Here is a 22,270-nt window from a genome sequence, read left to right on the forward strand (position 1 = left end):
TGGACCCGTTCGCGAAGGAAAGCGGCATAGCGACGAATGCCATCCAGTACACGGGTGACATGGCCAAGGTCAAAGCGATGGTCGAAGCCAGAAATGTCACCTGGGATGTCTTGGAGGTGGAAGCGGCGGACGTCGGTCGCGGATGCCAGGATGGTCTCTTCGAGAAACTCGACTGGTCCAAGATCGCCAACAAGATCGACCTGATGGCCGGAGCTGCCACGCCTTGCGCAGCCGGCACGTTCGTGTGGTCGACCGTGCTCGCATACAACCCCACGCTGACCAAGGGCGCGCCGCAAGGCTGGAAGGATTTCTGGGACGTCAAGAAATTTCCGGGAAAGCGGGGATTGAAGAAGGAGGCTCGTTATAACCTGGAGTTCGCGCTGATGGCTGACGGGGTGGCGCCGAAGGACGTCTACACGGTGCTCGGCACATCCGCGGGTGTCGAACGCGCGTTCAAGAAGATGGACGAACTCAAGCCCTACATCCAGTGGTGGGAGGCTGGCGCGCAGCCTCCGCAATTCCTGATTGCAGGTGACGTCGCGATGTCGACCGCATATAACGGTCGCATCGACGCGGCAGTGCGTGAAGGAAACAAGAATCTCGGTATTGCGTGGGATCAGAGTATTTACGAACTCGATTTCTTCGTCATTCCGAAGGGCTCGAAGAACAAGGACGCGGCCGAAAAATACATCTCGTATGTGCTCAAGCCCCAGGCACAAGTCGCGTTCGCGCAGAAGATTCCGTATGGTCCGACCAACAAGGCAGCGCTGAAAATGCTCGATGCGGCAACACAGGCAGCGCTTCCCAATTCAGCGAAGAATGGCAAAACCGCCATTCCCAACAGTGGCGAGTTCTGGACGGACCACGGCGACGCACTGGAGCAGCGCTTTACGGCTTGGGCCGCGAAGTAACGACCGGGGGAAGAAGCATGAGCACCATAACTTCTCGGCAACAGCGCTGGGATACTCGCCAGCTCAAGCGGTCGCTGCGAGCCGTTCAGTTTCGAAAGGAAGTAGTGGCGTTAGGACTGGTGGCGCCCCTCGTTCTGTTCATCCTGCTTGTGTTCGTGATGCCGGTCGCATCGATGATTTCTCGATCGGTCCAAAGTCCCGAGGTGGTCGACGCATTGCCGAAGACGACCTCGGCATTGCGCCACTGGGATGGCAAGTCACCCGTTCCTGCCGAGGCTTACCGTGCACTGGTGCTCGACGTGGAGAGCAACGGTGGAGACAACGATACCGGTACCGCGGCTGGTCGGCTGAACGGCCTGAAGGATGGGTTCCGGTCGTTGTTTTACAAGACGACCAGCGCGCTTCCCTTCACCGATAACGATGTGGCGATTTCCGAGCAGGATATGCAAAAGCGGCTGATCGAAGTCGACCCACGCTGGGCCGATACGAGCTACTGGCAGGCGATCGCGAGCGTATCGTCCCGTTACACGAGCCAGTATCTCCTTGCCACGATCGACTATCGTGAGGACTCGGACGGCCGCATCGTGCCGGTCGAGAACGGCGCGTCCGCATACCGCGCTGTGTTCATGCGGACCTTCGTGATCAGCGGGCTTGTGACGCTTGCGGCGCTGGTGCTGGGTTATCCGCTTGCCTACTGGATCTCGATTCTGCCGGCTCGAAAGGCGAATCTCGTCATGATCCCGGTGCTTCTGCCGTTCTGGACATCGATTCTCGTGCGGATCTCGGCGTGGATCGTCATTCTCCAGGGGGCGGGCCTCGTCAACAAGGCGTTAATGGCGCTGCAGGCGATTTCGACGCCCCTGTCGCTCCTGTTCAAGGGGTAATCGTCCTTTTCGTGCAAAATCTGGCGGTTTCCCCTGAGAGCCCTGTTCGGCACGGGTTTCACGGAGATTCCGACTATCGTCTGCTTTCTTCGCGGTGATCTGCGGTAAGCTGTTCGCCCGCAATTTCCCATTGCGACCGTGACGGGAGGCAGCAGATGCCAGGCCTGGAATTTCGGTATGTGGGGCAGGATCGTTTGCCCGCGCGACTGTCGGAGTTCGACGTCGAGCGGTACTTTGCGCTGAGCGAGAGCGACGTGGCCGCGATCAACGACCGTTTCCGGCGCGATCGCCGCGCGGGCGCCGCAATTCAACTGGTCTTTCTTCGAGCCAGCGGCCACACACTGGATCACGTCGGCACCCTGCCACGGCAAATACTGCGGTATGTCGGCGAGCGTCTCGGCCTGCCGACTCCGTCAATCGCGTCGCTGCGCACCCTCTACCAACGCTACAAAACTCAATACGAGCACCAGGTGTGGGCGTGCGAATACCTCGGGCTGACGTCGATGGGCAACGACCAGTGGGCCGGACTCGAAGCATGGATGCGGCAGGATGCCGCCGAATCGCTGACGCTCGACGAACTGGTGCAGCATGCGCATCACTGGCTGTACGAGCGGCGGCTTTTGATCCCCGCCGAGCGAACCTTGCGGGACGTGGGGCGAGCGATCTGGGCGGAAGCGGAACGCGGCCTGCTCGCGACGATCCAGTCGACCGTCAGCGACGCCCAACTGGTGCGTGCCGACGCGGTTTTGTCCACGCAACACGGTACCTCGGGAATGACCGTGCTCGAATGGCTGAAGACGCCGCCGGCACGGCACAGTCCCTCGACCATTACCGAGACCCTGTCGAAGGTCCGCTTCCTGAAGTCGCTCGGCGCGCATACATGGGATCTGAATGCGGTGCCGATCGAGAAGCAGCGTGCCTATGCGCTACGCATACAGGCCCGGCGGCCCGCCAAAGTTCGAGAGCTCAAGGCATCGACGCGCACGATCGAGCTGATCTTCTTCCTGCACGTCATGTTGCTGGAGTTGACCGACGTGCTGCTGTATCAAACTGGACGCCGTGTCTCAGATCTCGTCAGGCACGCCTATGATCGGACGACGGTTAAACAGGCGCGGTCTGCAGTCGAGTACCGGCAGCAACTGATCGCAATCAAAGTGCTTGTCGACGATACGAGCCGCTCCGCACAGGACCGGCTCACCGAGATCCGCAAGCTGCTCGAGGATCTATCGGACAAGCCACCGACGAGTCACGCGGCCAGCGTCCGCGAAACGCTCACCGACGATCATCATCGCATCCGCAATCTGCTGGTGCCATTACGCGAATTGGAATTGTCCGGCCGTGAGGCCGAGCCGAGCCTGAGACAACTCGAACTCCTCGGCACGCTGCACGACCGCGGCGTAACGGAACTGCCCGCTGACTGCGAGGTACCGGTGAGCGCAAGCTGGAGAGACCTCGTCGAGGGCAAAGATCGCGTCCGTGCAATGCGAGCACTCGAGGCTTCGGCGATCACGGGACTCCGCAAAGGCTTGCGGCGCGGATCGGTTTGGATCAGCCATAGCCTGTCGTTCCGCTCCCGCGATCAACTGCTGATTCCGCCTGCGCAGTGGGAACGCGAGCGCTCCCGGCATCTGTCGTCGCTTGACTTGTCCCACAAGGCTGAGCCGTTCCTGGAGCGGCTGACGAATCACCTGAAGGCGGGATTGTCCGCGCTCGACGAGGCGCTCAAGGCGGGACGTGTCACGATTGGTGCCGACGGCGCGTTGCATCTGTCGGCGCTCGAGGCGATGCCCACCGATGGCGTCCCGAGGCGCACGCGGGACTTGATGTTCAAGGAAATCGGCACCACGCAGTTAGCCGATCTGCTCATCGAGATGGATGCTCACACCGGCTTCAGCGAGACGCTGCTGGCGCGTCGCGCGCGCGACGCGAACGAACTTGTGTCGTTGTATGCGGCACTGATTGCGCACGGCACGGATCTCGACGCGAAGAGCGTCGTCGCGATGGTCCCACAACTCGACTTGGCGCCCATCGCAACGGCAATGCGGGCACTCGAAATGCCCGGACGATTGGCTCGGGCGAACGAGCGCGTGGTCGAATTTCAGCGCGCCCATCCGATTACGGAACTGTGGGGCACAGGACGGCACGCATCCAGCGATTCAATGAGCCTGGACACTTCTCCCCATCTCTACTATGCCCGTGTTGATCCGCGACGCCGAACCCACGCGGTCGGCATCTATACGCACGTGCTGGATCAGCACGGTATTGTCTATAACCAACCGATCGTGCTGAACGAACGTCAGGCGGGCGTAGCCATCGAAGGTGTTCTGCGACATAACGAAAGTCGCGACGATGGCGGTCTCCAGCGACTCTCGGTCGACACGCATGGGTACACGAGCGTCGGCATGGCCGTGTCGAAACTGCTCGGCTTCGACCTGTGTCCGGGCTTACGCAATCTGGCCGAACGCAAATTGTATTTGCCGCGCGGATTTGCTGTCTCCGACGATCTGGTGGCAGTCGTGGCCCACGACGTTTCGCTCAAGGCTATTCGCGACGGCTGGGACGAACTGTTGAGGCTCGTCGCCTCGATTCACTCGGGCCGTGTCAGTGCGGTGGTCGCGCTGCAGCGGTTCGGCAGGGCCGCACAGGGCGACCCGGTGCACCGCGCCGCTGATCACCTCGGCAAGTTGCTGCGCACGCTTTTCTTGTGCGATTACTTCAGCAACCCGGCGTTTCGTCGGGAGCTGCATACGTTGTTGAATCGCGGGGAGTCGGTCCACCAGCTTCAGCGTGCGATCTACACCGGCCGGGTGGCCCCCGAGCGCGGCCGGCGTCGCGACGAAATGGTCGCCATCTCCGGCTCGCTGACGCTGTTGACGAACCTCGTGATCGCGTGGAACACGCAGCGCATGCAGGCGACCGTGGACGCCTGGCGCCACAATGGGCGGCAGGTCGACGACGAGTGGTTGCGCCGGATGGGCCCAGCACATTTCGCGCATGTTAACTTCCGGGGTACCTTGAGCTTTCCCATCGACCGATATAGCGACGTCTTGCTGGAAGCTGCGCCGTGGAAACGCGGCACAGGATCGTGAGTGCCGACCAAAGCGCCAGTGCACCATTCGCGCGCTCGCGACACCGAACCCGGTCGCTCTTCAATAGATCGGGCTGGTCCGCGCGCGTCATCCACGCGCGGATCTCGGACTCGGCGCGTTGCGTCACCTGCTCGTAGGTAAACGTGATCTGCATGAGCATCGTCGGGCGGATAAATATCGCCACCGCGGTCGAACTCAGAATCGAACCAGTTGGCCCAGGCGATCCTTGTCGGCATCGAAGGCACGCCGGGCGTCTAGACCGGCATTTACCGTCAGTCCTTTCGCAAGCTCACGCCACAGGACAAACGCCCTCACTGCGATTGCGCGGTATCGCCGCTGGTCAAGCTGCGGTTTGATCCGGGCCGCCCATTCGAGGTGGTGGCGCATTACGGTTTCGGTCTGTTCAAGTAGTACCGCGTAGCTCAGCGTTGTGTCGACCGCCATCGTTCGCTCCTTCGCCAGATGTCGTCCTGCTTGTTCGTGGTGCTCAGCTTCAGCGCCGCGATCAGCTCACAGTTCGAGGTCCGCTTGCGGCAGCACCCTCGGCTTGCCGTGATCGGCGCGGTGCACGGAATGCGGTTGATGGAGGCGATGCAGCGCGCGATACACGGTCGTCTTCGAGATACCGTACAGTTCGGCCACTGCGGCGACCTGCGCCGCGCGCTCCGGGCTCTTGTGCGGCAAACGGTCGAGCCGCTGCCGCAACTGCATCAGCGAGTCGGGCGGGATCGACTTACGCCGCCCGCTGGGCATTGCGCTCCGCCGCGGTCAGATAGTTGTAGAGGGTAGACTTGCCGATGCCCATCAACCGACAAATCTCGTCTACGGTATGGCGACGCTCGTGATAAAGCTGCAGGGCAAGCTGCTCGTGCTCGGGATCGAGCCGCTTCTTGCGCCCGCCTTTGTGACCGCGGGCCCGAGCCGCCGAGCGACCGGCCTGGGTACGCTCACGGATCAGGTTGCGCTCGAACGCGGCGAGCGCACCAAACAGTGGGAACACAAGTCGGCCGCCGGTCGACGTCGTATCGATGTTTTCCTGCAGGCTGTGCAGCCCGACGCCGACGGCATCAAGCCGCTCGACGAGGTAGATCAGGTCTTTCAGCGAGCGGCCGAGCCGGTCGAGCCGCCAGGTCACCACTGTATCGCCCGGGCGTAGCGCCGCCAGAAGCGCTGTCAATCCGGTGCGCTCCGCTTTCGCGCCGCTGGCGGTGTCCTCGAACACGCGTTCGCAGCCTGCCTGCGCGAGCGCGTCACGTTGCAGATCGAGATGCAGGTCGTCGGTCGAAATTCGGGCGTAACCGATCAGCATGCGTATTCCAATTTGTCCGACAAAAATCCAGTATAGTCGGACATTGAAAGATGGAAGCCGAATTCAGACGCCTTGGCAGGGTATCGCGTTCGGCAGGAAAGCCGCTCGCTGCTTTCAGCAAGGGGAAGGAAATGGGGAAAGAAGCCTCCTCGGGGGGCACGAAGCCGTTCTTGCCGCGCGCAGCTCCGGCTGAATGCTTCCGAACCTATGTCCAGGCGCACGTGCTCGGTATGCAGGGCGCTGAGTGGCGTCGCAAGGCCACGCAGGTCTGTCTCTATGCATGGGATATTGCGCTGCTTCCTGAGATGCCGATGCGTGAGCAGCAAATCGAACGGTTGTGGCAGACTTGCGAGCCGTTGACGCCCCACCAGGCGTCAACGGACATGGCGCGCTGGTTCATGACCGAAGTGCGTGCCTTGGTCGAGCGCAAGCGCGAGTTGCTGCCGACGGTAACCACGTTCATCGACAACGCCCGGATCGAAGCCATTGACGAGGGGATCGATCGCCTCGTCGTGACGACCGCGGCCGGGAACGAGGTGCTTCTGGTTCACTTCCTGCCCGATTTCGCGGGAAAACCGTCGTTCGGGCGACGATTGTATCGCCTGCGCGACTGGGCCGACGACCTGGTCGACTGGGTGGACCGAATCCGCCGCGTGCGACAGCTGAGCCACGACGAGCAGGCGGAAGTGGCCGCGATCGGCGGCATGATGCGCATCGAGCTGGCTGGATGCCGCGAGGTGTCAACACGATTGCATGCGGTTCAAACGGCGGCGTCCGCCCGGCGGGTCACCGCCGAATGGGGCAATCTGGCCGGCGAGATCGATGCGCAGATCAAGGCGATCGTCGTCGACGTGCGGCGGCCTTCACGAAATTTAGAAAAGTTTGTTTAACAATCGCTGTAGTTTTACGCCATTTATGTTGTCTAAAATGGGTTAGCCGCACTTTTTGCGCGGCAAATTCTAGAAAAACATTGAGAGAAAAATGGTACTCAGACCGCCCGCGCTCGGGGAGCTGAAATTTCGCGAGCTGTACGACGCGATTCATCGCGGATTGCTGCAGCGCAACCGCCTGCTGAAGCTGGACACGCCACTCGGCACGAACACGCTGATTCCGTTGCGCGCGCGTGGCGCGGCCCGGATCGGCCGCGACTACAACTGGACGATCGACGTCGCGTCGCTGCGCGACGACACCGCGCTGCTGTCGTTGATGCACCAGCCCGTCACGTTGTGGGTCCAGCAGCCCACCGCCCCGTTTGCCGAATCCGTCTATCGTCCGGTCCACGGCTTCGTGCACCGGGTCGGCTACCTGGGCGGGGACGGTGGGCTCTCAACGTACCAGCTCGAATTTTCGTCTGCGCTGGTGTTCCTAGGCGGCACGCACAACGACGAAGGCTGGCTCGAACAGACGGCGCAGGACATCGTGTCCGATCTTCTCAATCGCTATCCGCAGCTGCAGGGCCGATTCCGCTTCAACCTGAATCGCGAGCCGGCGGTGCGCTCGTGGTGCCGGCAGCGTGAAACGGATCTGCATTTCTTCCACCGCCTGCTCGAAGACGAAGGCTGGTATTGCTACTGGGCGCACGAGCCGGTCCGTGACGGCGAGACACCCAAGACCACGCTGGTGATCGTCGACCAGGTCGCGGCGCTGCCCGACGCGAAGCCGGCCGACTTCGTGCACGGCGCCGGCGACAACGAGGTCGTGAACGGGTTCACGCACTGGGCGGCGATGCAGATAATGCAGAGCCTGCGGTACGAGTCCAGCGCGTTCGATTACAAACGACCTGCGTCCCGCTTTGAAGCGGCGAGTACGCTCGCGTCAATCAGTTACGTCACGGACGATGGCCGGCACCAAGCGCAGCAAAACCAGATTCCGAATGCGCCGATGACGGTCTATGAGCCGACCGCGTATGGCTATCCCGATTCCGACAGCGGCGGCGCTCGCGCGCGCCGACGCGTGCAGGGCTGGGACGCGCGCGCCCGGCGCTACTTTGGGGTCGGCGGTCTACGCTGGCTCGATGCGGGATCGCGCTTCGTGCTGAACGACCACCCGCGCCATCCGGAACGCGACGACGCCAACCGAACGTTCCTGGTGGTCGAGGCGCGCTGGTTCATCGAGAACAACGTGCCGATCAGCCAGCCGCTGGCGGAATTTCCGCTGAGCCTGCGCGCGACATTGGCCGAACAGCAGGCGGCACACGGTGCACGCTTCACGACCCCAGGCCACGTCGAAGACGGTATGGCTGGCTTTTTCGTGCTCGAGGTCGAGGCGCAGGACGCGCGAGTCGAGTTTCGCAGCCCATTCGACCATCCGAAGCCGACGATGTCGATCGAGCATGCGCTCGTCGTCACGCAGCAAGGATTCGAGGCCTGGTCGAACGAGCGGAATCAGGTCCGCGTGCATTTCGCATGGGACCGGAAAAATCCGGACGGCGCGTTCAATGCGTCGCCGCTGCTGTCGTCGATGCAGTCCGACACGGGCAACGGGTACGGTGCGGTGCACGTGCCGCGCGCGGGCGAATGGGTGCTCATCGGTTACTGGAGCAACGACTGTGACAAGCCCTTTATTCTGGGGCGCGTCAATGGCGGCACGACGCCATCGCAATGGCACACGAACGTGCTGCTGTCAGGGTTTCAGTCGCAGGGTTTCGGCAACACCGGCGCGTACAACGCGTTCGTGCATGACGACGCAACGAACCAGGGCGGCACGCGACTCATCAGCTACACGGGCAAGAGCTACGCGGCACTCACCCAGGGCTACCTGATCCAGCAGGACGGCAACACGCGCGGTCGATATCTCGGCCAGGGGTTTGTGCTGCACGCCGACGAATACGGCGCGATGCGGGCCAGCAAGGGCCTGTCGATCAGCACGCACTCAAAGGGATACGATGACGAGCAGCTCAGCGTCGACGAAGCCCGCACACGGTTGCAGCAAGCCGGCATGCTGGTGGAATCGCTGTCGAGCGCCAGCACGACCGCGCAGGCCGAATCGCTGGAGGCGGGACAGGATGCGCTCAAGGACCTGACGACGGCCGTGCAGCATCCTGTGTCGGGACAGACGTCGGGCGGCGTCACGGCGGGCGGCGGCACCGGCAACGCAAACAGCTTCGCGAAACCCGTTATCGTGATCGCAACGCCGGCGGACTTTGCCGCGTTGGCGGACCGCTCAGCGCACGTGGTGGCGGAAGCGGAAGTCAACGTGGTCAGCGGCGAAAATACCCATCTGGCGAGCGGCAAGTCGCTGATCGCGGCCGCGGCAGAAAAAATCAGCCTTTTCGTGCAGAAGGCTGGCATGAAGCTGTTCGCTGCGAAGGGGCCAATCGAGGTGTCGGCCCACACCGACGAAATCAAGCTGAACTCGGCCAAGGATACGTCGCTGTTCAGCAAGAAGCGGATCGTGATCGAGGCGACCGAGGAGCTGATTTTCAAGTGCGGCGGCTCGTATATCCGAATCACGAAGGACGGCATCGAGGACGGCACACGCGGCGGCCGCACGATCAAGTCGGCGTCGTTCAGCCGACAGGGGCCGAGCTCAGTCGCTGAGCACATGAACAGCCTGCCGACGGCCAAGTTCAACGATCCGTACGTGCTGCGCGATCGCATCTCCGGCGAGGTGCTGAAAAACCACCCGTACGAGTTGATCCGCGGCGACGGTACGCGTCTGACCGGGACGACGAACGAGCTGGGGCACATAACCGAGCAGAAGAGCGAGGACATCGAGAAGCTGGCGGTGCGCGCATTGCGGCCGACGCCGAACGGTCCTGCAGCATGAATCCGATAATCGATGCTCGAATTTGACGAACGACAATGAGCGATAACACAAATCAATCCGGTGGCGGCTCGGACTTTAGCGACGACGCCGAGCAAGTGGTGCGGCAAGTTGGTCGCACGGACAAGGACGGCGCGTCGGTGGGGCACTTCACGCTGACGCCGGCGAGCGACACGCGGCAAAAGGAGTTGCTGTGCGACGTGCGGCCGATCATTCCGGTAATCTTTCTGCCAGGTGTGATGGGCTCGCCCTTGGTCAATGCGGACACTGGTGACGAAATGTTTTTCGCGCCGAACACGGACGGTATGCTCGGGAAAGCGGGCGCATTGCCGGCACTCATCGGCATGTGGTTCAAGGGCGCGTCCTCACGGGAAACGCAATTCGACGCGACCGTGGCCAAGGTGACTCCGTTTGGTCCGATCCGTGCCGGCAAACTCCAAAAGGATGACAAGGAAGACCAGTATGTCGACGAGGCAGAGGCACGTCGACGCGGCTGGGGCTCGGTGTACCGATCGAGCTATCAACCGATGCTGGCGTGGCTCGAGGAGCAACTGAACGAGCCGAAATATCTCGGTAAGCACAAAGGCGCGTGGATTGAAACCGACCCCGACGGCAAGAAGTGGACGCTCAAACCCGTGCTCGGCACGGAGCCAGCCGACTACGGGGCAACCGACGCTGGCGCGCAAAAACGCGGCCAGGCGATCACGGAAGAGTCGGCCGTGTTCGAGCATTTCGCGAAATACCGGTACCGGGTGTATGCAATCGGCTACAACTGGCTGCAATCGAATGAGAAGTCAGCGCAGCAGGTCATCGATGGCATGGATTTCGAGGACAAGAAGACCGGCAAGAAGGCTCGGCTGATGGGCATCAAGGAGATCATCGAGGAGAACCACAGCGGCAAGGCGATCATCCTGACCCACTCGATGGGCGGACTGGTCGCACGCATGGCGATCGCGATGCACGGCGCTGCGGACCTGATGCACGGCGTGTTCCACAATGTATTGCCGGCCACGGGCGCGCCGATCGCGGCGAAGCGGTTTCGTACCGGTGGCGGCAGCGAAGGCGGGATAAACGGCTTCATCAACGGGGCGCTGCTCGGCAGCAACGCGGACGAGTTCGTGGCCGTGGCCGCAAACGCACCGGGTGCGCTCGAACTGTTGCCAATGCCTGATTATCACAATGGCGAGGCGTGGTGGATCTTTGCGCGGCTCGACGGCACCCCGGTGATGAAGTTGCCGAAGGAAGGAAGCGCATACAAGGAAATTTATACCAACTCGAAATGGTACGGTCTGGTGCCGGAGCAATCGACTTCATTGCTCGACCCAGCGGGCATCGTCAAGAAGCGGCTGGACGATTTGGGACGTGGGGATACAGTTTTAGAAAACTTCAATACGGTAATGAAGAAGGTGGTGGAAAACCAAAATAATATAAAATATATCTACCATGATAAATCATACTTTGCATATGGAGATGGGGCACTGACACCCAAGGAATCAACCACGTCGAGCGACGGCCACGGCAAACCTAAGATCGAGAAAAGCGAGAAGCTCGACGATCTGTTGGCATGGGGCACGGTGATCTGGAAAGGGAATATACCGCCCGGCGTGACGGAAGAAGAACTGCGCGCGGCACGGTTCCTGGGCGAGAAACACGATGATTCACACACTGGGACGCTGCGTGTGCACCTGGATTCGCGCAACGTCACCATCGAATTCGAGGTGCAGAAGGTGGCGAAGTTGCCGCCGGGCTGTGACGCGCCCGATCCTGAGAAGAACGGCATCATCCCAGGCGACGGTACTGTGCCGGTCTGGTCGGCGGAAGCCCCCGCGCGCGGTGTCGAGGGCGGCGCAGCCCACGGCGTACAAATGGTATTTGACCAAGGAGGCTATGTGCATCAAGAAAGCTATAACCATCCGTGGGCGCGCTGGGCGTTGCTCTACAGCATCGTGCAAATCGCACAGGATGCGCCGTCATGCTGACGCGTATTGGCCGACTCCTATTTTTAGTGGCGGGCGTGTGCGCCTGTTCGATAACGTTTTCGGGGGAACCGACCATGACAAATCCTTTGCTGTCCAAGTCGCGCCCATGGTGCATCGGTCGCTTCGTGTTTGATCGACCAGTGGCAAGTAAAATCACGAATCAGCGGTACGCGTTTCGAGGAGAGAAGCTGGAGACGCAGCACAATGCGTCGCTGGACACTTACCGAGCAAAAGTCGGCGAATTGGAAAGAAAACTAAAAACAAGCAAACGCATCGACCCGAGTGATAATAACAAGCCGGTTAATCACGCGTGGCTGGAAAAAGAGACATCGCCCAAAAACGATTCAAAGGCTTTCGTTTACGTAGATGCCTATACAGAAGGGGTTAAACTTTCCTTCGATTCCGAAGGGTATGCATACGAAAACAACACGTTATTCCATACAACTGGGTCATTTGGCTCAAGTGGTTTGGATAAGTTTGAGTCCACCTACACCGATCTCTATCGTCGCATCAAGGCGCGCGATAACTGGTCGGTGCCGACTGAATCGGGATTCTGCTTCGACGGTGGGATCGTCACGGGGTCTTCGACCTACCCTGAAGAAGTCAGTCAGTCGTTCGCGCTGATACCGGGACGTCCGGCGCTGCTGGTGATTCAGATGCGCAAGTCGATGAGCGAGGACCAAGGCCGCCCGTTGACTAAGACGCTTCCAGAACTGCGCGCGAAAATGGACCAGGTGTCGAGCGGCAGCTACCGAATCGTGCGACAAGGCAAACGCACGGTTGCGGGGATGGACGCCGAGGAAGTGCTGTTTGCGCTGAAGGAAGGCGAGATCACGTCCTACCGCTTCTACCTGCTCGCGCCCGGCGACCCGAGCACGTTGGCGAAACCGCATACCGCTATTCAGTTGCTGCTCGGTGCGAGCAGCCCCGATTTGAAGCCTGACGAGGCGACGTCGCCGGTCGATGAGGCAGGCGCGCTGCAAACGTGGGAGACGCTGTTGAACAGCCTGCGCCTGCGGCCGGGTGCCGTCTGAACGGAGACGCCATGCGACGTTACGACATCGTGAAGGGCGACACGACGACCGTCGGCGGTATCGTACAAGGCGGTGACGGCACCGATTTGATCGGAGGTCGAGAGCAAGCCTATGAGCACGATCCGGTGTGGTGCCCGGTCTGCAAGACGTTGGGCAAGATCGCGTGCACCGGCCCGCGGATTTCCACTACCGGGCCGGACGGGCGCGAGGCAGCATTGAGTGACGATCTGTGCATGTGCGCATGCCCTGCACCACCAAAACTGGTGGCGTCGCAGTCGGTGTCGTACGTCGATGTCTGAACCGAGGCGTCGAGTTTTGGCTAATGCACCCGATCCCAACGTCGCGATGACGACTCCCGATTTCCTGGAACCCAGCGGGATTGCCTTGCCTGACAAGCCGCTTTTCTCCGAGGGACACGAACTGGACGTGTTTGGCGATGCGCTCGACACGCCGGACCTCTTCAGCCTGGCGATGACGGCGTCGCTCGAATTGCGCGGCAAGCCCGTCATCTGCCAAGACCTTCTGCCGGAACTGTCGATGCGGATTGAGGCTCGCCCGCTTCCCCCCGACAGTGGCCCGGCCGAGCTGATGCAATACAGCAGCCAAGCATGGCGTTCCGTTGCCGAGGTCTTGATCCAGCGACACGGTCGCCTGGAAGTGAACGAATGTGTGACGCTGACGGCAACGGCGGGCGTGCAGGTGGTCTTGGCGCGAACGAGCGGACAACCCGTCCTGCCGCCGCACGCCATGCGTATTCGTGTCGAGTACAGCCCAGTGATCGTGGCCCGATTCCACGTCGCACGGCACGATATGCCACTGATACAGCAGGCGCACCGCACAACGACCCCCTTCGCAAGCGTGAAGCAACCAGGCCCGACACGCCTCGTTCCCGATACTCCGTCGATCGCGGATCTGATTCGCGCGGCGCTGCTCAAAACCGAGCAGGCCGCAGATGACCGATTCGCGCGCCTGCCCATGCCGGTGCGCTACCGAGCCTGTGGCGCGCTCGACGCTTGGACTCGCGTTCGACAGGCTGCGGGCCAGTCAGGCGCCGAGTTTACCCAGCGGCTGCGGGAAGACCCGATTTCGCTCATGCGATCGGATTTCGGCACTTATCTCGAATGGTGGAGCAACGGTAGCCCGACACTGTTTCGAAGCACTCACGATCGCGCTCGTGCCCACGGCACCCTGTGCTGGCAAATGTTCGACGCGTGCGAGGGCGTCTTGTTCGAGCCCACACCGCCGCTGCACCACTTGCTCGACGATGCGTTTATTGCAGAGGACGTGCCGGTTGGCACCATCGAGTTGCCGGCCGACACGATGTGCATTATTCCCGACCCGTCGTGGTGGGGGCATCGAGGTGGACTGGACGTCATCATGCTGCTTCGCCGCGGGCCGGGATCGCACTCCGGATACGCGACCAGCGACGTCATCAATGTGATGTTCTGGACCGATGTCCGGGCCGAAGACTGGCTCGAAACAGGCTACATCGCAATCCCACTCGACGATCCCCAAAAGACCATTCGGCAATTTCTCGATGACATCGGTATTGATTTGACGCAGAAACAGCAAGCCGACGCCGATACGACTGCCACCACGGTGCAGCACTGGAGACGGGTGCTCGACTACGCGATCAAGATGCTGCTATATCTGGCGACTGGCGAGGCGCAAGTCGTACAGGATCGCGCCTACACGACCGCGCCGCGTGAGTTCGGCGGATTGGGCAAGCGCAAGCGCACTGAGCGGCTGGCGCAAATCGAAATGCTGTACGACCGTCATGTCATCGGACCCGCCGTGCTCGATGCCGCACCCGCCCCATCTTCCCCATCGGATGGTGCGCATCGGGAGGTCCGGGGTCACTGGCGGCGGCCGCACTTTAAGATGCAGCCCCACGGTCCGCAGCGGTCATTGCGCAAACTGGTCTTCATCGGCCCGACCCTCGTCAGAGCGGATCGTTTGGGTCTGACATGATGAGGTGGTCGAAATTGAGTCGTGAATGAATAAGATGGGACGCAGGAAGAGTTCGTCGCAAAGGCCCGGTCGATCGGGCCTGACGAGAGAAATGTTGTTGCCGCTGCCGACCGAAAAGATCCGAGCGCTGTCTCTGGAGAACCATCTCGCCCTGGCCACCGTGCGTGGCGGCCGCGGCGACCTCGATCAGGTGAGTTGCCTGGTGCGCGTCGTGTACCTCGCGTTCTATCTGCGGGAGGCGACGTCGGCCGGCGCGGATTTTGATCTGTATCGGCGCGCCGAAGCGGCGCTCAATGCGTGCGTCACGCGGGCTGAGCAAGGCGAGCGCTGCCTGCTGCTAGACCACGAACTGGCGATCGTCGAGCGAATTCTCGTTGTTCACGACGAACAGCTGGCTGCTGTCCCGTGGCATCGCTACCTAGACGCCTGGAAACGGCTGCAACACTACATCGTGGCCGGCAAGCGGTCGCCGATTGCGGCCACAGCGGGTACCTGAGAACTACGATTGAAAGGCGTTTGTCAGCATGAGAGTGACGATGGACAGATAACTTTTCTTATCTGCCCATAGTTGTTTTTGGTCTAAACTGGCAAGTATGAAAACGCGTCAGACCGAATCCGTCACCTTCCCTGACGACGCCGAACTGGCCGCGCTGCGTGCCTGGTATGCCGGGCTCAACACTCGGGCGGTCGTCGCGCGCTATCTGGGCGACCGCAAGGCGCCCGGGATATCCGCGCGCGGCGTGCTCGGCCGAATCCGGCGCGCCTTGGCCGCGTTCGCGACGAGCCGACACCGAGGCGATCTGGCGGAGGTCTTCAGCGATCGGTCCGCTGCGTCGGCCGACACCATCGCGCGCGCGATCGAGACGTTACGCAACCTGCCGGCGCCGGAACCGCACATCGCCGACGCCATCGATCAATGGTTGCCGCCTCGCGTCATGGCCGCGCTGCGGGCGCATGGCATTCGGACGCTGGCCGAGCTGACCGTGCGGATTCCGCGCCGGCGCCGCTGGTGGACTGCGATCGACGGACTCGGCGTCGCCGGCGCGCGCCACGTGGAGGCATTCTTCGCCGCCCACCCAGCGTTGACTGAGCGGGCACGGGCCTTGATCGTCGCGGCGCCCGCAGGGGACATCGTGCCGTGGGAACAGCTGCGCGTGCCGCACGAAGTCGACGGCTCGCACGGACAGTTCCGCGCCCCACAAACCGCCTGCCTGCTAAATGCGTCCAACGACTACGAAGCGATTCAGTCCTGGCTGTCGCTGCACGAATCGGCCGCCACGCAACGCGCGTACCGAAAGGAAGCAGATCGCCTTATTCTGTGGGCGATCATCGAGCGCGGCCGCGCGCTGTCGTCGCTCACCACCGACGATGCGATCGCGTACCGCGCGTTCCTGCGCCGGCCCACACCTCGCGAGCACTGGGTCGGGCCGTCGCGCCCGCGGCACAGTACCGAATGGCGGCCATTCACTGGCCCGCTATCGGCACGATCCGCGGCCTACGCACTGAATGTCCTGTCGGCGCTGTTCCGCTGGCTGATGGAGCAGCGCTACGTACTCGCGAATCCGTTCGCCGGCGTGAAGGTCAAGAACCATGCGCCACGCGCGGGATTAGACGTGTCGCGTGGGTTCTCCGAGGGCGAGTGGCTGCTGATCCGTGCGCTTGCCGACGGCCTCGAGTGGTCCTACGGTTGGAGCGTGCCAGCCGCTCAGCGTCTGCGCTTTCTGCTGGACTTCGGCTACGCAACCGGCCTGCGCGCGAGCGAACTGGTCGGCGCGACGCTCGCCGATATACGCCGGGACGAGCACGGCGATCATTGGCTGCACGTGCTCGGCAAGGGCAGCAAGCGCGGGAAGGTGACGTTGCCGGCACTGGCGCGGACGGCGCTCGACCAGTACCTTGTGCAGCGCGGCCTGCCGGTCACGCCAGTGCGTTGGAACCCAGCGACACCGCTTGTCGCGAGTCTCGAGGAGGATGGCGCTCGCATCGAAAGCACGCGACTCTGGCGCGTGCTGAGGCGATTCTTCGTGCTGGCGGCCGAGGTGATTCAGAACGAGCGGCCGGCAACGGCGGAGAAACTGCGCCGCGCGAGTCCGCATTGGATGCGCCACACGCATGCATCGCATGCGTTGGCGCGGGGCGCCGAGCTGATCATGGTGCGCGACAACCTGCGCCACGCGTCGATCTCGACGACATCGACCTATCTGCATAGCGACGAAGTGCGGCGCGCTCGGCAGTTCGATCAGGCGTTTGCCGCACGAAAATGAGCGGGCGGCGGTTTTATAGCGATTTGAGGATAAGCGAACGATTTTCCATAACCGTGAGGCTTATGATAGGAAATCGCGCTTTTCATGTTCGGCCACTAAGCGCCAGATTTCGCATCTGAAGGACGTCGCCCAGCGAAATCGGAATCTCTTTATATTGTTGATTGTTAATGGATTTCGGAGCGAAACCGCCAGATTTTGCACGAAAAGGACGATTACCCCTTCAACCGGACGGGGGTGTTGATCGCGATGACGCACATCTTGCTGCCATTCATGATCCTACCGCTCTACAGCGTGATGAAGTCGATTCCTTCGAGTTACACGAAAGCGGCCATTTCTCTCGGCAGTCATCCATTCGGGGCATTCTGGAAAGTCTACGTGCCGCAGACGCTTCCCGGTGTCGGCGCGGGCGGGTTGCTGGTATTCATTACCTCGCTGGGCTACTACATCACCCCCGCGCTGCTCGGTGGCGCCGGCGACCAGATGGTCAGTTACTACATCGCGTATTTCACCAACGTGGCCCTGAATTGGGGGATGGCCTGCGCGCTCGGTGCGGTCCTTCTCCTGGTGACGCTGGTGCTCTTCGCGCTCTATCGAAGGATCGTCGGTTCGGAAATCAAGGTGGCTTAGCATCATGAAAACTCACGTGCCGCGTTTCGCGCCCTACATGTCGACGCCGGAAATCGTATGGCATTACGCACTGCGATCGGCAAACGTCGTGGTACTACTGTTTTTGATTTTGCCGATCCTGGCGATCATTCCGCTTTCGTTCAACGAGAACTCATTTCTCGTCTATCCGATACACGGATTCTCGTTCAGGTGGTATCACAATCTGTTCACGTCCACGGACTGGGCACGCGCCGGCGCAAACAGCTTCATCGTGACGCCGATAGCGACGATCGTTGCGACCGTCCTCGGAACGCTGGCGGCATTGGGATTGAACAAGGCGTCGTTCAGGGGCAAGGGTTTGCTGGTCGCCATCCTGATCTCGCCGATGATCGTCCCGGTCATCGTCACCGGCGTCGGGATGTACCTGCTGTTTGCACGATGGGGACTGGCCGGAACGTATACCGGACTGATATTCGGGCATACGGTGATCGCCGCGCCGTTCGTCGTGGTTACGGTCAATGCGACGCTTGCCGGCTTCAACCAGAACTATGTGCGAGCCAGCCTGAGCCTGGGGGCATCGCCGGTACGAACATTTTTTGCCGTTACGTTGCCGATCATTGCGCCAGGGGTGATTTCCGGCGCGCTGTTTGCGTTCGCTACGTCGCTGGACGACGTCGTGATCACGATGTTCATCGCCGGTCCGACGCAGGGAACGCTTCCGCTTCAGATGTTCATCGGGATTCGCGAAAACATCACGCCCACGGTCGCTGCGCTCGCGTCCATTTTCATCGTCTTCTCAAGTCTGCTGCTGATCACCATGGAATGGTTGCGTTCCCGATCCGTCGCGAGGCAGATGTTGACCTGACGTTGCCTGTGCCGGTAGGTGATCGGATTTGCTCTGGTGGCGGCAAGTGTCCGGAACGACGCGCAGGTGTTATGCAAATAATCCAGGAGGCAAGATGTCGGCAGGAGAGGTCAATGAAGCCCGCGCGACGCAATCGGTTGGCGAGTTCGACTATATCGTGGTCGGAGCGGGTACGGCTGGCTGCGCGGTCGCGAATCGCTTGAGCGAGGACGAAGACGTATCCGTGCTGCTGATCGAGGCGGGTGGGAAGGATAACTACCACTGGATTCACATTCCGGTGGGGTATCTCTATTGCATCGGAAACGCACGGACCGACTGGCGTTACAAGACCCGTGACGAGGCCGGATTGAACGGCAGGGCGCTGTCCTATCCGAGAGGCCGGGTTCTGGGTGGATGCTCGTCGATCAACGGCATGATCTACATGCGCGGTCAGCGAGAGGATTACGACGGATGGGCGCGAATGACGGGCGACTCGTCCTGGCAATGGGACTCGGTGCTCGAAACGTTCAAGGTGAGCGAGGACTATCACGGCGGTGCAAGCGATGCTCATGGCGCCGGCGGCCCGTGGCGGGTAGAAAAGCAGAGGCTGAAATGGGACATTCTCGAAACGTTCGCGCAAGCCGCTGAGCAGACCGGCATACCCGCAACGGACGATTTCAATCGCGGCGACAACACCGGCGTCGGATATTTCGACGTCAATCAGAAGCACGGCATTCGCTGGAATGCGTCGAAAGGCTATCTACGACCCGTAGCGAAGCGGGGGAACCTGACGATTCTGACGAACGCGCAGACCCGACGACTCCTGTTCGAGAACAAGCGCTGCGCCGGAATCGAGTTTCGTCTCGGCGACGGACCGCGCATTGCCAAGGCAAAGCGTGAAGTGATCCTGTGTGCCGGCGCGGTCAATTCTCCGCAATTGCTGGAATTGTCGGGAATCGGAAATGCCGATCGTCTGGCGAAGCTTGGAATCGAGGTGGTGGAAGATCTGCGCGGCGTCGGCGAGAATCTGCAGGATCATCTGCAATTGCGCATGGCATTCAAGGTAGAAGGTGTGCGGACCTTGAACACGCTCAGTGCACATTGGTGGGGCAAGCTGATGATCGGACTCGAATACGGACTGTTCAGAAGCGGGCCGATGGCGATGGCGCCGTCGCAGCTCGGTGTGTTTGCAAAGTCGGACCCGAACGATAAGACGCTGACGCGCCCCGACGTCCAGTACCATGTACAGCCGCTGTCGCTCGAACGGTTCGGCGAACCGCTGCATCCGTTCGACGCGTTTACGGCGTCCGTTTGTCAATTGCGTCCGTCGTCGCGAGGTAGCGTACACATCACGTCGAATGATCCGCTGATGGCACCGAGTATTGCACCCAACTATCTGTCGACTCAGGAAGACCGCCACGTCGCGGCCAACGCGCTGCGGTTGACCCGGCGCATTGTTGCGGCACCCGCGCTCGAGCGGTTTCGCCCGCAGGAAATATTGCCCGGCATTCAGTTCCAGACCGAGGAGGAGTTGCAGTATGCGGCCGGCAACGTCGGAACAACCATCTTTCATCCGGTTGGAACCTGCCGGATGGGAAGGGCGGACGATCCGGGCTCGGTCGTCGATTCCCGGCTTCGCGTGCGCGGCGTGAGCGGCTTGCGAGTCGTCGATGCGTCGGTCATGCCAACGATCACGTCCGGCAATACTAATTCGCCGACGCTGATGATCGCGGAGCGCGCTAGCGAGATGATTCGTGCAGATCGAAAGCGGGAAGCCAGGTCGGCGGAGACAATTCGTGGCGGAGTATTGTCGACATAAAGAACAGGTACTGGCGTACAGAAAATTGACGTTGTCACTCCGGAATCCCGGTCGTCCATGGCATTGGCATTTGAGTTGAGGCCTCTTGACGGGTCCGGCGTCAAGTGAAAAATAACATCCGCGACTGGCCAGTCAGCCGCTTTCTTCGATTCCGATTTCCGTGAGAGGAAATACTTTGATACGCTCTGTCGACCACATCCAACCTGAAGGCGGGGCCCATGTTTGTCGTCTCCAGTCCGCTTGCTGCCTGGTCGATCGTTGTCGCTTCCGGCTTATTGGAAGTTGTCTTCTCCGTGACGATGAAGCTCTCTGAGAGCTACACAAAAGTACTGCCCGGCGGGATATCGATCGTGGCAGCCGTACTGAGCGTGTGGCTAATGAGTCTCACATTGACAGTCCTCCCGCTAGGAGACGCTTACGCCGTATGGGCAGGCATTGGTGCAGCGGGAACGGCCTTGGTTGGCGTCGTCTGGTTCCATGAGCCCGCCTTCGTCGGGCGGCTGATCTGCATTGCTCTCGTAGTCGTGGGCATCGTAGGTCTGCAACTGCAGGAAGGCGTGTAGCTCAGCGTATCGATGTAAATCAATGGAATAAGGCATCAATTCATCGCCGCTGCGCGTGTTCGTTCGGTTGCCTACCATTAGGCCCCGTTCATCGGATACCTGAGCGTGGCAGCCGGCGTGAGCCGATATCGGCGGCCGGTGCGTGCCCGTCTCCTTCATGATTGCGGGCTTTCTCGGCGATCCGATGCTCAAGCAATCACCGTGCTCGGCGGGGTTGCTTCGTGGTATGAGCCACCCATGGCCGATAGCAGATTTGCCTCGCGCCATCGGGCGCCCGCGGAGCGTGGTGGCCTGCTCGCGGATGTTGTCATCTTCCCGCCCGCACCCGTCACCGGACCTGCCGAGACCCCGGATGAATGCCAAACGTCCAGCTGTCCACGTTTTTCGACGCTTTGCGTCGAAATTCATGGCTGTTGAGATTTTTTTGGTCGCATCCCCGCGATATTATTTCCTCAGCCCCCAACATCGTTGCCAATCCACGAAGTGCGCCAGGATCTCTACGACGCGGCCCCGCAAGCACGAGAGAGTTATATGCCGGACACGCCAATCGTCATCGTTGAACACGCCCGCAGGCGAACCGCTCAAGTCCGGGCCGGCGACGTCCCGGCCGCCTTGCAGGATGGTCCCAAGTGGGTGTGCAGCATCGTCCCGGATCACGCACAGAGGTCCTGCGAAGGGCACCGATCCGCTGCAAGCGCGGCTGAAATGCTCGGCCAACTGAAGCCTGCGAACGTCGTGTTGACGGACCCTGTCCCGAGCGCCGGCGGCTGGCTGGCGCGCTCTTCGACCGATGGGGCCGGCCGGTGTCGCGCCTATGCGCATCTCGGTGCGAACCGGATCCTCGAGATGGTCGGAATGCCGGGCGTCGGCCCATGGCTCGACGAGGACGACACCTGGTGGCCCGGCGCGTACGAGTTGCCGCTGCTCGAGCAGTTGTCCGCGAACGAGTCGCCTCTGCGCGACCTGCTGGGTGCGACTGCACCCGCCCATCTGTTGATGAGCCTGACCGAAGTCGACGGCACCGCACTCGTGACCGAATCGGACGATGGCATCGAACGTCCGTTCCGCATTCCCGCAGGTGTGGATACGATCCATTTCGCACCGGTACGCATCTGCGGGCCGGTGGCGCAGTGGCGCGAAAAGCTCGTCACCGCGTTCGACCGTGTCCGGCATCTGGTCGGGCTCAGATCGGCCCGACCTTTCTATCTTTGACGCAAGCACCCGTTCTCCGG

The 22,270-nt window shown here is 61.4% G+C and carries 18 protein-coding genes and 1 pseudogene; 16 read left to right on the plus strand and 3 right to left on the minus strand.

Going from position 1 to position 22,270, the window contains the following annotated elements:
- The 3 genes from ACM6JT_RS01130 to ACM6JT_RS01140 form a co-directional block, all read left to right on the plus strand.
- On the plus strand, window positions 1-911 hold a 911-nt coding region (locus tag ACM6JT_RS01130), incomplete at its 5' end, for an extracellular solute-binding protein (protein WP_414855819.1).
- Window positions 912-928: 17 nt separating this feature from the next.
- Window positions 929-1,795: an ABC transporter permease gene (locus ACM6JT_RS01135; protein WP_414855820.1), complete on the plus strand. Its 867-nt coding sequence runs from the start codon at window positions 929-931 to the stop codon at window positions 1,793-1,795.
- Window positions 1,796-1,950: 155 nt separating this feature from the next.
- Window positions 1,951-4,884 (plus strand): Tn3 family transposase, encoded by a 2,934-nt coding sequence (locus ACM6JT_RS01140; protein ID WP_414855821.1) that lies wholly within the window; start codon window positions 1,951-1,953, stop codon window positions 4,882-4,884.
- Between the two features lie 195 nt (window positions 4,885-5,079).
- Here ACM6JT_RS01140 and ACM6JT_RS01145 read toward each other — a convergent pair whose 3' ends face one another.
- The 3 genes from ACM6JT_RS01145 to ACM6JT_RS01155 all read right to left on the minus strand — a co-directional run bounded on the left by ACM6JT_RS01145 (window position 5,080) and on the right by ACM6JT_RS01155 (window position 6,193).
- Window positions 5,080-5,328: a hypothetical protein gene (locus ACM6JT_RS01145; RefSeq protein WP_414855822.1), complete on the minus strand. Its 249-nt coding sequence runs from the start codon at window positions 5,326-5,328 to the stop codon at window positions 5,080-5,082.
- Window positions 5,329-5,394: 66 nt separating this feature from the next.
- Complete coding sequence (locus ACM6JT_RS01150; RefSeq protein WP_414855823.1) at window positions 5,395-5,637, minus strand: hypothetical protein; 243 nt, start codon at window positions 5,635-5,637, stop codon at window positions 5,395-5,397.
- On the minus strand, window positions 5,618-6,193 hold the full coding sequence (locus tag ACM6JT_RS01155; RefSeq protein WP_414855824.1) for a recombinase family protein: 576 nt from the start codon (window positions 6,191-6,193) through the stop codon (window positions 5,618-5,620). Before ACM6JT_RS01155 ends, ACM6JT_RS01150 begins: the two co-directional genes overlap by 20 nt.
- A 50-nt stretch (window positions 6,194-6,243) precedes the next feature.
- Between ACM6JT_RS01155 and ACM6JT_RS01160 the strand changes: the two genes are divergently transcribed.
- From ACM6JT_RS01160 to ACM6JT_RS01220, 13 genes and pseudogenes are all read left to right on the plus strand, one after another.
- Complete coding sequence (locus ACM6JT_RS01160) at window positions 6,244-7,083, plus strand: Imm75 family immunity protein (RefSeq protein WP_414855825.1); 840 nt, start codon at window positions 6,244-6,246, stop codon at window positions 7,081-7,083.
- A gap of 91 nt (window positions 7,084-7,174) precedes the next feature.
- Window positions 7,175-9,961, plus strand: a complete 2,787-nt coding sequence (locus ACM6JT_RS01165) for a type VI secretion system Vgr family protein (RefSeq protein WP_414855826.1) — start codon at window positions 7,175-7,177, stop codon at window positions 9,959-9,961.
- A 35-nt stretch (window positions 9,962-9,996) separates the two neighbouring features.
- A complete protein-coding gene (locus tag ACM6JT_RS01170; RefSeq protein ID WP_414855827.1) occupies window positions 9,997-11,937 on the plus strand; it encodes an esterase/lipase family protein in 1,941 nt (646 codons plus the stop codon).
- Complete coding sequence (locus tag ACM6JT_RS01175) at window positions 11,931-12,971, plus strand: T6SS immunity protein Tli4 family protein (protein ID WP_414855828.1); 1,041 nt, start codon at window positions 11,931-11,933, stop codon at window positions 12,969-12,971. Before ACM6JT_RS01170 ends, ACM6JT_RS01175 begins: the two co-directional genes overlap by 7 nt.
- 11 nt (window positions 12,972-12,982) lie before the next feature.
- Window positions 12,983-13,270, plus strand: coding sequence for a PAAR domain-containing protein (locus ACM6JT_RS01180; RefSeq protein WP_082729073.1), 288 nt, complete (start codon window positions 12,983-12,985; stop codon window positions 13,268-13,270).
- A 46-nt stretch (window positions 13,271-13,316) separates the two neighbouring features.
- Window positions 13,317-14,942 (plus strand): hypothetical protein, encoded by a 1,626-nt coding sequence (locus ACM6JT_RS01185; RefSeq protein WP_414855829.1) that lies wholly within the window; start codon window positions 13,317-13,319, stop codon window positions 14,940-14,942.
- Window positions 14,943-15,033: 91 nt separating this feature from the next.
- The gene (locus ACM6JT_RS01190) at window positions 15,034-15,438 is read left to right on the plus strand and encodes a hypothetical protein (RefSeq protein ID WP_414855830.1); all 405 of its coding nucleotides are present in this window, start codon (window positions 15,034-15,036) and stop codon (window positions 15,436-15,438) included.
- Window positions 15,439-15,535: 97 nt separating this feature from the next.
- The gene (locus ACM6JT_RS01195) at window positions 15,536-17,206 is read left to right on the plus strand and encodes a phage integrase family protein (RefSeq protein WP_414855831.1); all 1,671 of its coding nucleotides are present in this window, start codon (window positions 15,536-15,538) and stop codon (window positions 17,204-17,206) included.
- A 219-nt stretch (window positions 17,207-17,425) separates the two neighbouring features.
- Window positions 17,426-17,833 (plus strand): annotated as a pseudogene (locus ACM6JT_RS01200) (ABC transporter permease); the annotation flags it as partial.
- A 4-nt stretch (window positions 17,834-17,837) separates the two neighbouring features.
- The gene (locus ACM6JT_RS01205; protein WP_414855832.1) at window positions 17,838-18,677 is read left to right on the plus strand and encodes an ABC transporter permease; all 840 of its coding nucleotides are present in this window, start codon (window positions 17,838-17,840) and stop codon (window positions 18,675-18,677) included.
- A 94-nt stretch (window positions 18,678-18,771) separates the two neighbouring features.
- Entirely contained in the window at window positions 18,772-20,475 is a 1,704-nt protein-coding gene (locus ACM6JT_RS01210) for a GMC family oxidoreductase (RefSeq protein WP_414855833.1), read from the plus strand.
- 218 nt (window positions 20,476-20,693) lie between these two features.
- The gene (locus tag ACM6JT_RS01215) at window positions 20,694-21,038 is read left to right on the plus strand and encodes a DMT family transporter (RefSeq protein ID WP_414855834.1); all 345 of its coding nucleotides are present in this window, start codon (window positions 20,694-20,696) and stop codon (window positions 21,036-21,038) included.
- A gap of 531 nt (window positions 21,039-21,569) precedes the next feature.
- On the plus strand, window positions 21,570-22,250 hold the full coding sequence (locus ACM6JT_RS01220) for a hypothetical protein (protein WP_414855835.1): 681 nt from the start codon (window positions 21,570-21,572) through the stop codon (window positions 22,248-22,250).
- Window positions 22,251-22,270: the final 20 nt, after the last annotated feature.

It is taken from the genome of Burkholderia sp. IT-111MI5 (assembly GCF_949752865.1).
Taxonomy (GTDB): domain Bacteria; phylum Pseudomonadota; class Gammaproteobacteria; order Burkholderiales; family Burkholderiaceae; genus Burkholderia; species Burkholderia pyrrocinia_C.